This window comes from Streptomyces sp. NPDC054794 (assembly GCF_053611585.1).
This window is the reverse complement of record NZ_JBSHAQ010000017.1, coordinates 57661-70772: the sequence shown is the minus strand read 5'-3', so window position 1 is coordinate 70772 and position 13112 is coordinate 57661. Positions and strand designations below refer to the sequence as shown.

12 protein-coding genes and 1 pseudogene are annotated in these 13112 nt (G+C 70.9%); 8 read left to right on the top strand and 5 right to left on the bottom strand.

What is annotated here, in order from left to right:
- Positions 1–60: 60 nt before the first annotated feature.
- Complete coding sequence (locus ACWGKT_RS19720; RefSeq protein WP_453274677.1) at positions 61–483, bottom strand: Hsp20/alpha crystallin family protein; 423 nt, start codon at positions 481–483, stop codon at positions 61–63.
- Between the two features lie 187 nt (positions 484–670).
- On the opposite strand from ACWGKT_RS19720, the gene ACWGKT_RS19715 reads away from it, so the two are divergent.
- The 8 genes and pseudogenes from ACWGKT_RS19715 to ACWGKT_RS19680 all read left to right on the top strand — a co-directional run.
- Positions 671–2050 (top strand): nicotinate phosphoribosyltransferase, encoded by a 1380-nt coding sequence (locus ACWGKT_RS19715; protein ID WP_453274676.1) that lies wholly within the window; start codon positions 671–673, stop codon positions 2048–2050.
- A 265-nt stretch (positions 2051–2315) separates the two neighbouring features.
- Entirely contained in the window at positions 2316–3191 is an 876-nt protein-coding gene (locus ACWGKT_RS19710) for a universal stress protein (RefSeq protein ID WP_453274675.1), read from the top strand.
- Between the two features lie 39 nt (positions 3192–3230).
- Positions 3231–4124 carry an Acg family FMN-binding oxidoreductase gene (locus ACWGKT_RS19705; protein WP_453274674.1) on the top strand — a complete coding sequence of 298 codons (894 nt, stop codon included), beginning with the start codon at positions 3231–3233 and terminating at the stop codon, positions 4122–4124.
- 14 nt (positions 4125–4138) lie between these two features.
- Positions 4139–4579 (top strand): CBS domain-containing protein, encoded by a 441-nt coding sequence (locus ACWGKT_RS19700; RefSeq protein ID WP_453274673.1) that lies wholly within the window; start codon positions 4139–4141, stop codon positions 4577–4579.
- Complete coding sequence (locus tag ACWGKT_RS19695; RefSeq protein WP_453274672.1) at positions 4569–7448, top strand: cation-translocating P-type ATPase; 2880 nt, start codon at positions 4569–4571, stop codon at positions 7446–7448. Before ACWGKT_RS19700 ends, ACWGKT_RS19695 begins: the two co-directional genes overlap by 11 nt.
- The gene (locus ACWGKT_RS19690; protein ID WP_453274671.1) at positions 7445–8104 is read left to right on the top strand and encodes a potassium channel family protein; all 660 of its coding nucleotides are present in this window, start codon (positions 7445–7447) and stop codon (positions 8102–8104) included. The genes ACWGKT_RS19695 and ACWGKT_RS19690 overlap by 4 nt, the downstream gene beginning before the upstream one ends.
- Positions 8101–8757 carry a potassium channel family protein gene (locus ACWGKT_RS19685; protein WP_453274670.1) on the top strand — a complete coding sequence of 219 codons (657 nt, stop codon included), beginning with the start codon at positions 8101–8103 and terminating at the stop codon, positions 8755–8757. Before ACWGKT_RS19690 ends, ACWGKT_RS19685 begins: the two co-directional genes overlap by 4 nt.
- A 104-nt stretch (positions 8758–8861) precedes the next feature.
- Positions 8862–9257, top strand: a pseudogene (locus ACWGKT_RS19680) (ATP-binding protein); the annotation flags it as partial.
- 85 nt (positions 9258–9342) lie between these two features.
- Here ACWGKT_RS19680 and ACWGKT_RS19675 read toward each other — a convergent pair.
- The 4 genes from ACWGKT_RS19675 to ACWGKT_RS19660 all read right to left on the bottom strand — a co-directional run bounded on the left by ACWGKT_RS19675 (position 9343) and on the right by ACWGKT_RS19660 (position 13111).
- On the bottom strand, positions 9343–10206 hold the full coding sequence (locus tag ACWGKT_RS19675; protein ID WP_453274762.1) for a universal stress protein: 864 nt from the start codon (positions 10204–10206) through the stop codon (positions 9343–9345).
- 141 nt (positions 10207–10347) lie between these two features.
- A complete protein-coding gene (locus ACWGKT_RS19670; RefSeq protein WP_453274669.1) occupies positions 10348–10854 on the bottom strand; it encodes a hydrogenase maturation protease in 507 nt (168 codons plus the stop codon).
- On the bottom strand, positions 10851–12197 hold the full coding sequence (locus tag ACWGKT_RS19665; protein WP_453274668.1) for a Ni/Fe hydrogenase subunit alpha: 1347 nt from the start codon (positions 12195–12197) through the stop codon (positions 10851–10853). Before ACWGKT_RS19665 ends, ACWGKT_RS19670 begins: the two co-directional genes overlap by 4 nt.
- On the bottom strand, positions 12194–13111 hold the full coding sequence (locus ACWGKT_RS19660) for an NADH-quinone oxidoreductase subunit B family protein (RefSeq protein WP_453274667.1): 918 nt from the start codon (positions 13109–13111) through the stop codon (positions 12194–12196). Before ACWGKT_RS19660 ends, ACWGKT_RS19665 begins: the two co-directional genes overlap by 4 nt.
- Position 13112: the final 1 nt, after the last annotated feature.

Genomic DNA, 13112 nt, shown 5'->3' with positions numbered 1-13112 from the left:
CGAGAAGCACACGACGATGGCGGGCCCACGCCGGAGCCCGCCACATACCGTCAACCGTCGTCAATTGCCGTGCTTGATCTCGACGTGCTTGGCCTCCGCCTTCTCGGCGCCCAGACCGACGCTGACGGTGAGCATGCCGTCGGTGTAGTCGGCCTTGACGTCGTCCTCGTCGGCGCCGGGCGGCAGCGTCACGCTGCGGCTCAACGCGCCGTACCGGATCTCACTGTGGGTCTTCGTGACGTCCTTCTCCGTACGTTGGGCCTGCACGGTCAGCACCCCGTCACTGATGAAGACGTCGATGTCCTCGGGGGACATGCCCGGAAGCTCCGCCCGCATCAGGTAGCGGCCCTCCTCCGTGTAGTCCTCGATGCGGACCGTGTACAGGTCGCCCATCGTGGGCATCGCGAACCTGGCCGGAAGGGTCTCGAACCAGTCCGGGATCTCGGGGAACGCGAACCTCTGCCTGCGCGCCAGTGTGGCCATCGCCGTACCTCCTCGGCTGTTGCCTGGCCTGCCGACGCTTCCAGTACACCGCGCGCGGGCCCGCACAGCTGAGGCCGAACAGCCCATCCCGGGGTCCCTGAAGTCCCTTTCCTCCCGCGCGTGCGCGGGAGGAAAGGGAGATATCAGACTGGTAGGGAAGGGACAACCACGCTCGGCGGCGATCATCATGTCCGACGTCACCATCACCGATCTCTACGAAGTGACCATGGCCATGTCCTACCTGCGCGAGGGCATGTGGGCCCCGGCCACCTTCAGCCTCTTCGTCCGTGACCTCCCGCCCGGCCGGGGCTTCCTGGTCGCCGCGGGCCTGGAGCCCGCTCTGGACTTCCTGGCCGACTACCGCGTGGAGCGGGAGGACGCCGAGGACTTCGCGGCCGCGCTGCACCGCCCGGTACGGGACCTCGAACCGCTCCTCGGCCTCGCCTTCGAAGGGGAGGTGCGCGCCGTCCCGGAGGGCCATGCGGTGTTCTCCGGCGAGCCACTGTTGGAGGTGACCGCCCCGCTGCCGCAGGCCCAGCTCGTCGAGACATACCTGCTGAACCAGCTCTGCCACCAGACTGTGGTGGCGTCCAAGGCGGCCCGATGCGTCCTGGCCGCCGCCGGGCGGCCCGTGGTGGACTTCTCGCTGCGCCGCACCCACGGCCCGTGGGCGGGCAGACGGGCAGCCCGGCTGGGCGCCATGGTCGGCTTCGCCGGCACCAGCAACGTGGCCGCCTCCACCGCCCTGGGCATCCCGGCCTCTGGCACCATGGCCCATTCGTACATCGAGGCATTCCCCGGCGAGGAGGAGGCGTTCCGGGCCTTCGCTCGCAGTCATCCCGGCCCGGTCACCCTCCTCGTCGACACCTACGACACCGAGGAGGGCGTGCGGATCGCGGCGCGGGTGCTGAGAGACCTGGGGCGGGGCCCCGGCTGCGCGATCCGGCTGGACAGCGGAGACCTCGACGCGCTGTCGCGCCGGGCACGCGCCATTCTGGACGCCGCAGGGCCGGCCGACGTACGGATCGTAGCCAGCGGCGGACTCGACGAGTACGGCGTCGCCCGGCTGGTGCGCGCCGGAGCCCCGATCGACGTGTACGCCGTGGGAACGCGCGTCGGCGTGGCTGCGGACGCCCCGTACCTGGATGCCGCGTACAAACTCGTCGAGTACGACGGCCACCCAGTGATGAAGCTGTCGTCGGCGAAGGTCACGGCCCCGGGCCGCAAGCAGGTCTTCCGCCGAGCCGGACATCCCGACGTCATCGCCCTGTGGCGGGAGGAACCGCCAGGCTCGTCACGGCCACTGCTGCGCACGGTGATGCGCGAGGGCCGTCGGACGGGACCACCGGACCGCTGGCAGGACGCCCGCGACCGGTTCCGCGGGGACACCGCCGGCCTGCCCGGCCCGGCGCTGCGAATCGAGGACCCCGTACCGGTCCGACCGGTCCGGTCCCGCGCTCTGGAGGAACTGACGGCAACGGTACGCGCGGACATCGAGGCACGGTTCCGCCCGCACCGCCGCGCCGCTGCCTCCCGCTCCTCGGCGCCGTCCGCCGGCGAACCGTGAAGGATGCGGCGGTGGGGCCGACAGGGACAAGGCGAGGACCAATGGCCCTTGGAACCCCGACCGCGCCAGGTCTTCCATGAGATCAGCGGCGCCGCTCCGCGCCACCGCCTGCAGGAGGCGAGCGAGATGTCAGCACCCGCACCGACCAGGAAGAGCGACAAGGCCGGACCAGAGGCGACCGGCATGCCGATGTGCGCCCGTCCGGGTGACGGGATCGTCGTAGGCGGCACTACGGCCGGGGTCGTGGCCATGACTGGAGGCCGTCATGTCACGGCCCGGTGATCGCCGGCCGATCGTGGTGGGAGTCGATCCCGACCCCAGCCGCCGGATGGCACTGGCCTGGGCTGTGGACGAGGCCGCCCGCCGTCGGCTGCCGTTGCGGGCGGTCCACGCCGAGGGCGTGCCGCGGGGCTATCGGGTGCGAGAAATGCCCACCTGGGAGGAACGGAACGAGGCACTACACAAGGCCGGAACGCAGGTGCTCGAAGGAGCCGTGGACTTCGTCACGGCACGTCACCCGCAGGTCGAGGTGGACGCTGTACTCGCGCAGGGCGACCCCGTGTGGGTGCTGCGCGAGCAGAGTCACGACGCCAGGGCCGTCGTGCTGGGCTCGCGACATCTGAGCCGGGCCCAGGAGGTGTTCGGCTCCGCCTCGATCGCCATTCCGGTCATGGCCCACGCGCACTGCCCCGTGGTCGTCATGCCCGAGCCGGAGCACATCACTCAGGAGCCTGGGTACTACGTCGTCGGCGTCGACGGCAGCGAACACTCGGCCGCCGCGGTCGACCTGGCATTCGAGGAGGCGGCCCTGCGTGGAGCCGAGCTGCGGGCCCTGTACGTCTGGGAGCAGGGTCCGCTCAGGATCTTCGACGAGTACGCCCCGCAGCAGGAAGCCCGCCGCCTTCTCTCCGAGTCCGTGGCCGGCCGCCACGCCCGGTACCCGGAGGTGGACCTGCGCCATGAACTGGTCGTCGGGCATCCCGTGCAGGTGCTCACCGACGCCTCCGCCCACGCGCTGGGCCTCGTGGTGGGGACCCGGGGCCACGGAGGCTTCACCGGCATGCTGCTGGGGTCGGTCAGCCAGGGCGTGCTGCACCACGCTCGCTGCCCCGTCATCGCCGTCCCATCGAGACCGGCGTGAGGCCGAGGTCCGCGCACCCCGCGGAGAGGGGAAGCCACCGTGACCGCACAACCCTTGGATGTGAACTCCGTGTCCGCACTCGTGGCGGATGCCGGGGCGACACCCTCGCTGCACGACGCACAGCCTTGGACGTTCCGCTTTCCGCGCGACAGCGCCGCCCTGCGCCTGTACGCCGACCTGGAGCGAACCATCCCGCCAACCGACCCGGACGAGCGAGGCCCGCGCCTCGGCTGCGGCGCCGCCATACTCAACCGTCCCGTGGCCGCCGCTGCGACGGCCCCGGCACCGGTCGTCCGGCTGTTGCCTGACCCGGATGACGCCGAGCTGACCGCCGAGGCGGGTCTGTACGGCTCCGAGCCGCCCGACGAGGCGCTCGCCCGACTGCACCCGGCGATTTCCCCCCGTCGCTCCAGCCGTCTCCCCTTCCCCGACGAGGAAATCCCGGTCGATACCGAGGGCAGGGAGGCGCCGGACCCAGACCTGCTCGGCGAAACGGCGCAGTGGACGCGGACGGAGCCGTCGGGCACCGTGGGGGCGCCCCATGGCATCCCCGCCGAGGCGTTCGGCCCCCGCCAACGCGGCACCACGGTCCCCGTGCGTGACTTCACGGCCGACCGTCCGATGCCGGGGCGCGGCTGGTCCTTCGAGAAGAACCCGCACCTCACCCTGCTGGGCACGGCCCGCGACGGGCCCGCGGACTGGCTGCGTGCAGGGCAGGCGCTGGAGCGGGTCCTGCTCCAGGCCACCACGGACGGGCTGGTCGCCTCGAAGACGTCCCAGCCGCTGGAATGGCCGGAGTTCGCGACCTCATCTCGGCCATGGCCCACGTGCAGATGGTGCTCCGGCTCGGCTACGGCCCCGAAGGCCACGCGAGCCCGCGGCGACCGGTGGCCGACCTGCTCGACATCGAGTGAGGCAGGGCTCGTCGCATGAAGGTCTCCGCGGTCATGACCGCTCCGCCGGTGTCCGTCGCACCTGATGTCTCCCTGCTGGAGGTGACCCGGCTGATGACCGAGTCCGCCGTCGGCTCCGTCCTCGTCGTCGACGACGGAGTGCTGCGCGGCATCGTCACCGATCGCGACGTCGCCGTACGCGGCTTGGGCGGTGGCCTGGGCCCGGAGGCGCCGGTGGACGCGGTGATGTCGGCCAAGGCCGTCACGGTCGACGCGGACGACGACCTCCAGGTGGCCTACGGGGTGTTCCGCCGCACGGGTGTGCGCCGCCTTCCGGTCGTCGACGGGGGTCGGGTGGTGGGAGTGCTGACTATCGACGACCTGCTCCTGGACGTCTTCCGGCAGCTTGCCGACCTGCTCGGACCGGTTGCCTGGAGCGTGCTCCAGGAGCCACCCGGGCCGCCTTCGGCGGTTGGAGCCCGGCATGACCCCTGAACCGGCCGAGCGGGGAGCGATCTCTCATCGCGCGCACGGGACGACCGCGTTGTGCAACGGCGGCACACCGACGGGCCTCATGGCCCGAGCCCCCGGCCCGCCCCCGGACCGGCCCGACGCCCCCTGCCCGTCCATCCCTTCCCTGCCCCTCTCGGACGTCTTCGCCGCCCTGGGCAGCTCCCCGCGCGGTCTCACGTCGGCCGAGGCCGCCGCACGTCAGTCCCGTTACGGCCCCAACGAGTTGCCCGGCGTGGGCCGCGAGCCAGTGTGGAGACAGCTGGTCGCACAGTTCACCGACCTCTTCGCGGTGGTGCTGCTCGTCTCCTCGGCGATCACCTTCCTCGCGTACGCCTTGGAGCAGCCCCGGGATCCGGCAACGCTTCAGCTCGCCCTGGCGATCCTCGGCGTCGTCCTCCTGAACGCCGGCATCGGCTTCGCTCAGGAGTACTCCGCCGAGCGCACGGCGGAGTCGCTGCAGGCGATGGTCCCGCACACCTGCCGGGTGCTGCGGGACGGGGAATCACGGGAACTGCCCGCTCGGGATCTGGTTCCCGGCGATGTCGTGCTTGTGGAGGCCGGGGACGCGGTGTCCGCCGACTGCCGGCTGGTCGAGGCGCACGAAGCCGCCGTCAACAACGCGGCACTCACCGGCGAGAGCGATGCCGTCGCGCGGATCGCCGAACCGGTCCCGACAGGGCCGACGCTGGAGGCGCGCAACTCCGTGTTCATGGGCACCGACGTGGTCGCGGGCACGGGCAGGGCGGTTGTGTTCGCCACCGGGACGGCCACCGAGTTCGGCAGAATCTTCCGACTCACCGCTGCGGCACCCAGGCAGAAGACCCCCCTGCAGCGCCAGGTCGCGGCCATGGCCCGCCGTGTAGCGGGCGTCGCGCTGGCGACCGGGGCCGTCCTGTTCGCGGTGCGCGTGCCCACCGGGCAGCCGTTCGTCGACACGTTCGTCTTCTCGCTCGGGGTGATGGTCGCCCTCGTTCCGGAGGGTCTGCCGGCAACGCTCTCGGTGTCGCTGGCGATCGGTGTGCGCCGTATGGCCCGTCGGCACGCGCTGGTCAAGCAGTTGCTGGCGGTGGAGGCGCTCGGCTCCACCAGCGTGGTGTGCACCGACAAGACGGGGACACTCACGCAGGCCGAGATGACCGTCGTACGCGTGTGGGCGAACGGCGTGTCGCACGCCGTGGCGGGGGTGGGATATGCGCCCGTCGGTGAGGTCGCCGAGGCGGGATCCGTGCGGGAGCTGCTGCGGACGGCGGCTCTGTGCAGCAACGCCCGGCTGGTGCCGCCCACCGGACATGACGGTTGGCGGGTGCTCGGCGACACCACTGAGGGCGCACTTCTGGTGGCCGCCATGAAGGCCGGCCTGGATCCGGCGGCGGAGGAGGCCCGTACGCCACGGGTGGCGGAGTATCCCTTCGACTCCGTCCGCAAGCTGATGAGCACCGTCCACCGCGACGGGGACGGCACGTACCACGCGTGCGTGAAGGGCGCGCCCACGGAGCTGCTCGCCCGCTGCGACTCCATCGACCGGGCGGGCACCCGGACGCCGCTCACGGAGGCCTCCCGCGCCGAGGTGGTCGCGGCGGCGGACGGTATGGCCGGGCAGGGCCTGCGCGTGCTCGCAGTCGCCAAGCGGAGGGTGACGGGTCCGCACCCGGCGCTCGAAGACGTCGAATCGGAGCTGACCCTGCTGGGACTCGCCGGCATGTACGACCCGCCACGCCCTGAGGTGCGGGACGCGGTGGACGCGTGCCGACGGGCCGGGATCCGCATCGTCATGGTCACCGGCGACCATCCGCTGACCGCGGAAGCCGTCGCCCGCCGCGTCGGCATCGTGCGGGGACCGGCGCCGTCCGTGGTGACGGGCGCACAACTGGACGCACTGGACGACGACGGCGTGGACGCGCTGCTGGCGGGCTCCGACGAACTGCTGCTGTGCCGGGTCAGTCCCGAGCACAAGATGCGGGTGGTCACGGTGTTTCAGCGGCGCGGTGAGGTCGTCGCCGTCACCGGGGACGGCGCCAACGACGCGCCCGCCCTGAAACACGCGGACATCGGCATCGCCATGGGCGCCTCGGGCACGGACGTCGCTCGTGAGGCGGCTGTGATGGTGCTGCTCGACGACTCCTTCGCCTCCATCACCACCGCGGTGGGGCTGGGCCGTTCCGTCTACCGAAACATCCGCAAGTTCCTGATCTACCTGTTCAGCCACAACATCGCGGAACTGGTGCCGATCCTGGCGGCGACCTTCGCCGGGTTCCCTCTGGTGCCGATCACGGCAGTGCAGATTCTCGCCATCGACCTGGGCTCCGACGTACTGCCCGCGCTCGCGCTGGGTGCCGAGCCGATGGAAGCCGACGTCATGGACAGCCCGCCGCGACCACGCCGGGAACGGCTCTTCTCCACCGCCGTGATGGGCCGGATCCTCTTCCTCGGCGGCATCCAGGCCCTTGGCGTCTGTGCCGTGTTCTTCTGGCACATCCACGGCTCCGGCATCCCTTACACGGACTTCACCAGGGACGATCCGGTCTACCGGGAGGCGATCACCATGGTCCAGGCAGGCATCGTCGTCAGTCAGTTCTTCAACGCCCTCGCGGTGCGCACCGACCGGCGGAGCGTGTTCCGGGCAGGTCTGCTGTCCAACCCCTGGTTGATCGGCGCCGGTTGCGTCGGCATCGCGCTGATGGCCGCCATCAGTTACGCGCCGTCACTGCAGGCGATCTTCAACACCGCTCCGTTGGCCCCCGCCGACTGGGCGGTTCTCACCGGGTTCGGGGCAGTGCTGCTGGCCGCCGAGGAAGCCCGTAAGTGGGTGCTGCGGCACCGGTGGAGGTCCCCGGAGGGAGGGACATCGTGAGAGTGGTCATCGTGGGCTGCGGACGGGTCGGTTCCACCCTCGCGGCGCAGCTTGTGGCCGACGGCCACGACATACGTCTCGTCGACCGGGAACCCAGGGCGCGCAGAATGCTGCCACCTGGCTTCCCGGGCACCTTTCACGTGGGCAACGGATTCAGCCGCTCCGTGCTGGAAGCGGCCGGGATCGAACACGCGGACGCGTGCGTCGCGGTCACCTCGGGGGACAACAGCAACATCGTGAGCGCCCGTACCGCCAAGGAGACGTACCGGGTTCCGGTCGTCCTCGCCCGTATCCACGACCCGAGCCGCGCCGACATCTACCGAGACCTGGGCATCCCGACGATCTCCAGCGTCCGCTGGGCCGTCAGCCGCATCCACCAGATGCTGCTGCACCGCCACCTCACCCCGGAACTCTCCTTCGGCAACGGGGAGACCCTCCTGGTCCGCTCACAGCTGCCGGCCTATCTCACCGGACGGCAGCTGACCGCGTTCGACGTCGACGGAGAGATCCGCGTCGTGGAAATCACCCGCGCCGGACGCTCGCTGCTGCCGGCGCACGGTGTCCTCGTCGAGCCCGGCGACCTGGTCACCTTCGCCGTGGCGGCGACCGCCCTGGGACGTCTGCGCGGCTTCCTCGACAAGGAGCTGGGAACGTGAAGGTCCTGATCGCGGGCGCGGGCCGCCTCGGCACTCAGATCGCTCAGGTGCTCTGCGCCGCACGCAACGACGTCACCCTCATAGAGCACGACGAGAACCGCTTCGCGGAACTCGAAGGCATGCCGTCCGTGCGCCTGGTGGCCGGGGACGCCTGCGAGCCCGCACTCCTGGCGGGTGCGGGTGCGCCGAGCTGCGACCTCGTCGTCGCCGCCACCGGCCAGGACGAGGACAACCTCGTCATCAGCCTGCTTGCCAAGCGCCAGTTCGGCGTGGGACGCGTCGCGGCGCGTGTCAACGACGAGGAGAACGCCTGGCTCTTCGACCCGCAGTGGGGCGTGGACGTGGCCGTACCCGCAGCCACCCCGCTGATCTCACTCATCGAGGAGGCCACCGGTGCCACGGACACGGTGGCGCTGCTACGGCTGAGCAAGGCGGGCGTCGCAGTAATCGAGACAGCGATCACCGAGGAGTCCCGGGCCTCGGGGCACCTGCTGGGTGAGATCACGTTGCCTGCCGGCACCGTCGTCGCCACGGTCGTCCGCGGCGGACATCCCACGGTGCCGAGCCCTGAGGTGCGGCTCCTACCGGGGGACGAACTCCTGCTCGTCTCGCACGCGGCCACCGAGCAGGAGATCCATGCGGTCTTCCAGTGACCGGGCAGAGCCGCCCTGGGCCCCGACTCAGGTCACGACGGCTCGGAGCGCACGATCACGACCGGGCAACTCGCATGCTGCGACACGTGCTGTCCGGACGAGGCGCGCAGGACGTCGTGCTCCTCCTCGCCCGCACCTGCGTCCTGCAGGACGACCAGGTCGCCTCTTGGACCTTCCCCAGCGATCCCGCGATCGTGGCCACCGCCCGCATCCTGGCCGACCACCAGCTCACCAGCTGGGGGCTGTCCGAGCTCGCGTTCACCACGGAGTTGATTGTCAGCGAGCTGGTCACCAACGCCATTCGGTACGCCCCCGGCACCATCCAGGTACGGCTCATTCGGGACCGCGCACTGATCTGCGAGGTCACCGACGGCAGCAGCGCCGCCCCCCATCTGCGCCACCCGCGGACCACTGACGAAGGCGGCCGCGGACTCCTGCTCATCGCCCAGCTCACCGACCGCTGGGGCACCCGCCACACCAGCCGCGGCAAGAGCATCTGAACCGAACAGCAACTGCCCGCGCCCCCGCGCGACGCCGTGGCTGACGCCCCGGACATCTGATCACCGGGTTTCGACCGGCGGGCCGTTACGGCCTCTCCGGCACAACCGCGACCGGGCACCGGGCATGGTGCAGAACTGCGTGGCTGACGCAGCCGAGCTGGAACCCCACAGGGCTCGTCCTGGGCCGGGCCCCTATGACCACGAGGTCAGCAGCTGCCGACCGGTGCACGAGGATCTTGCCGGCCGCCCCCTCGAGCGTCGTACAGTGCACTCTTACCCCCGGATGCTCGACGATCGCTTCTTCGAGCACCGCGCCAAGGAGTGCGGAAGCCTCCTTCTCGGGAGTGTTCGCCACTTCCTCGGCGGGACGGCACAGGTGGGAAGCGCTGCGCCAGGCCCGGACCACATCCAGGACGCAACCGCGCACCTCGGCCTCGCGGAAGGCGAACCGAACGGCCTCGGCGGACATACCGCTGGCCCCCAGACCGAGCACGATCCGCTCATGCGTACCGGCGATGCCCGCCGCGTCGCCCCGGACCACGACTACCGGGCAACGGGCCCGGCCCGCCACGGCCAGACCTACCGATCCGAGCAGCGTGCCTTTGAGCCGACCGCGACCGCGCGACCCCGTCACCAGTGCGGACGCACCATCTCCCTCGCGCACGAGGGCTGCTGCGGCTTCCTCGGGGACGACGTCGATGGTGACCTTCACATCGGGGTTGCGCCGCTCGGCGCGCTCCGCCGCGGAAGCCACGATGTGTTGCGCCAGCACCTGCTCGGAGGGGCGCCCCGGTCCGATGGACGGCAGCGCGCCCTCGTACCGCTCCCAGAGGGAGGCGTAGACGAGCCTGAGGGGAACGCCATGGCGGACTGCTTCGTCCACTGCCCAGTCGAGGGCAAGCAGACTCAGGTCCGATCCGTCGATGCCTACGACCACAGGGAATGTCATCGCCCCCACCGCCTTTCACGGGGCCTGCAGCGCGTGGGACCGAGTTCACCGTCGCACGCTCTCTCACCGGGGCACGAGAGGCCCTTCGGCCCCTTCCAGGGGGCCATGGGCCCTTACTTCATCCCTCCCCGCCGCAGCGAGTCACGGTAGCGGCGGACCGCCGGATGTCCACGGTCGGTGACTACCTTCACGGGCCCGCCGTACGGAGGCGCAGGCACGCTCGATCAATTCAGGGAGGGCCGACCGCACCGGGTCGCTCAACCCCGCGCCGAGTTCGACGCCGGCCACCTCCACGGCGTGCACGACGACCTTCGGCGGCAGCAGACCGAGGGCTTCCGCCAGGGCGAGACACTCCCCCAGGCCCAGGGCGTGCGTACTTGCCGTGCCTCGCGCCCGCCCGGCCGCCTCCGCGGCTGTCAGGGTGTGCAGTTCACCCGGCCTGGCCGGATGCAGACGCAGGGCTTCCACCACGACCGCGGTGTCGGCGCCGCGCCACAGTTCGAGCATCCGCCCGGGTTCGCCGTCACTGACCGCCAGCACGATGTCGTCGGGAACACGGCCGCGCAAGGCCTCCACCACCGCCGGACCCACCCCGTCGTCGCCGCGAAGGGGGTTGCCGACACCGATCACCACGACCCGTCCGGTCATGCGCGTTCCACGGTCAGGTCGAGGAAGTGGGCGGCGCAGGAAATGCAGGGGTCGTGGTTGCGGATGGCCTGCTCGCACAGGCGGATGAGCTCCTCGTCGTCGGCTGGGGGTCCGATCCGGTCCAAGCGCGCCTGGACGGCCCGGCGGACGTCTGCCTCGATGGCTGCCTGGTTCTGGGCTGTGGGCGGAATGATGCGGGCCGAGGTGAGCGTGCCGTCCTCGGCGAGGGCGTAGCGGTGGTACAGCAGTCCGCGGGGTGCCTCGGTCGCTCCGGCTCCCACTGCCTGGCGGGGGAGGACGTCGAGGGCCGGACGCGGCGGTTGTTCGTACTCCTGGACGATCCTCAGGGCTTCCTCGACGGCATGCACCACCTCCACGGCGCGTACGACGATGCTTCGGTAGGGGTTGTCGCAGACGTCCCCGGCCACGGGATCGCCGAGCCCAGCGTCCCGGGCGGCAGCGGCCGCCACCGGGTGGAGCCACCGGCCGTTGATCGCGTAGCGGGCCAGTGGGCCGGTCAGGTAGCGGCGCCCGTCGAGCGTGGCGGCCAGAGCTGTGCTGTGCGGTACCTGCTCTTCGTGAACGTGCTGTTCGAGGTCGGGTACGGGAAACGCGCGGGGCGTCGGCGTTCGGTCACGGGGGGCGATGGCCGTTGGTGTGCCGGAGTCGATGGCGTAGCGGCCCGGCTCGCACAGCGCGAGCAGGTCATGGTCGCTTACCGCGTCGGGGAAGTCGAACGCCGCCACCCAGCGGACGGTCTCCAGCGCGTCGTCGCGGGCCTGTCGCAGCCGTTCGGCCAGCGGACGCAGTTCTTCGGGCGCCGGCGTGCGGTAGAAGCCGCCGACTCGGACGTTGACCGGGTGGATGGGGCGTCCGCCCAGCTGTTCGAGGATCGCGTTGCCGGTCTGTTTGATCCGCAGGCCGCGCTCGACGGCCGCCCGCTGGTCGCGAGCGAGTTCGACGGCATCGGCCCGGCCCAGGAAGTCCGGGGCGTGCAGGAGGTAAATGTGCAGGGCATGGCTCTCGATCCATTCGCCGCAGTACAGCAGGCGGCGCAGCTGAGCGAGAGGCCCGTCCACGGTGACGCCACAGGCGTTCTCGATCGCCTGGCAGGCGCTCATCTGGTAGGCGACCGGGCAGATACCGCAGATGCGGGCCGTGATGTCGGGCGGCTCGGTGTGGGCGCGGCCGATCAGGAAGGCTTCGAAGAAGCGGGGTGGTTCGTAGATGTGCAGCCGCGCCTCGGTGACAGCCTTCTGCTGTACATGCAGGTACAGAGCGGCTTCGCCTTCCACCCGGGCCAGTGCGTCCAGCCGCAGGACGCGGGTTCCGCGATGGCTCATGCGGGCCTTTCCGGGTTGGTTTCTGGTTCTGCCTGAGGCGTGTCCTGCTCCTCGGCCGTGAGATCGGCTACAGGGGCATACTCCGGCGATGCGGCGTTGAAGGTGCGGAAGACACGCAGGATGTCCGCCTCGCTCATGCCGTCGCGCCGCAGCTGCGCGATCATGGACCGCAGGTTGGGCCGGGTGGTCGGTCCGAAGCAGCCGTAGCAGCCGCGTCCGTAGGCGGGGCAGATGGCACCGCATCCGGCGTGGGTGACGGGGCCCAGGCACGGGGTGCCGTGGGCGACCGTGATACAGGTGGTGCCGCGCCTCTTGCACTCGAAGCAGACGCTGTGGCCGGGAATCTGGGGTTTGCGTCCGGCCAGGTGGGCGGTGATGACTTCGAGGAGCTGACGGCGGTCGATGGGGCAGCCCCGGAGTTCGAAGTCGACCGGTACGTGTGCCGAGATCGGGGTCGAGGTCTCCAGGGTGGCGATGTAGTCCGGGCGGGCGTAGACCGCGGCGCGGAACTCGTCGGCGTCCCCGAAGTTGCGCAGTGCCTGGATGCCGCCCGCGGTGGCACAGGCGCCGATGGTCACCAGGCGCCGGGAGATGCGTCGGATGTGCTGAATGCGCTCGGCGTCCTCGGCCGTGGTGATCGAGCCCTCGACCAGGGAGAGGTCGTACGGTCCCCGGCCGGCCAGCTCCGCGCGCCCCCCGCCGGGGCCTTCGGAGCCGGACATCTCCAAGAAGTGCTCGACGCGCACTCGCTCGGTGAGGCCGAGCAGCTCGTCCTCGCAGTCGAGCAGGGTCAGCTGGCAGCCGTCGCAGGAGGCGAACTTCCATACGGCGAGCGTGGGCAGGGGCTGGATGTTCGCCCCTCCACGGTCGGTGGACCGTCCCAAGCCGCCGCCCGGTCCACGGTCGGTTTCCATC

Excerpts from the sequence above, each read along its gene's own strand:
- ACWGKT_RS19720 (WP_453274677.1), bottom strand. The coding sequence starts at position 483 with ATGGCCACACTGGCGCGCAGGCAGAGGTTCGCGTTCCCCGAGATCCCG.
- ACWGKT_RS19715 (WP_453274676.1), top strand. The coding sequence starts at position 671 with ATGTCCGACGTCACCATCACCGATCTCTACGAAGTGACCATGGCCATG.
- ACWGKT_RS19710 (WP_453274675.1), top strand. The coding sequence starts at position 2,316 with ATGTCACGGCCCGGTGATCGCCGGCCGATCGTGGTGGGAGTCGATCCC.
- ACWGKT_RS19700 (WP_453274673.1), top strand. The coding sequence starts at position 4,139 with ATGACCGCTCCGCCGGTGTCCGTCGCACCTGATGTCTCCCTGCTGGAG.
- ACWGKT_RS19695 (WP_453274672.1), top strand. The coding sequence starts at position 4,569 with ATGACCCCTGAACCGGCCGAGCGGGGAGCGATCTCTCATCGCGCGCAC.
- ACWGKT_RS19675 (WP_453274762.1), bottom strand. The coding sequence starts at position 10,206 with ATGACATTCCCTGTGGTCGTAGGCATCGACGGATCGGACCTGAGTCTG.
- ACWGKT_RS19670 (WP_453274669.1), bottom strand. The coding sequence starts at position 10,854 with ATGACCGGACGGGTCGTGGTGATCGGTGTCGGCAACCCCCTTCGCGGC.
- ACWGKT_RS19665 (WP_453274668.1), bottom strand. The coding sequence starts at position 12,197 with ATGAGCCATCGCGGAACCCGCGTCCTGCGGCTGGACGCACTGGCCCGG.
- ACWGKT_RS19660 (WP_453274667.1), bottom strand. The coding sequence starts at position 13,111 with ATGGAAACCGACCGTGGACCGGGCGGCGGCTTGGGACGGTCCACCGAC.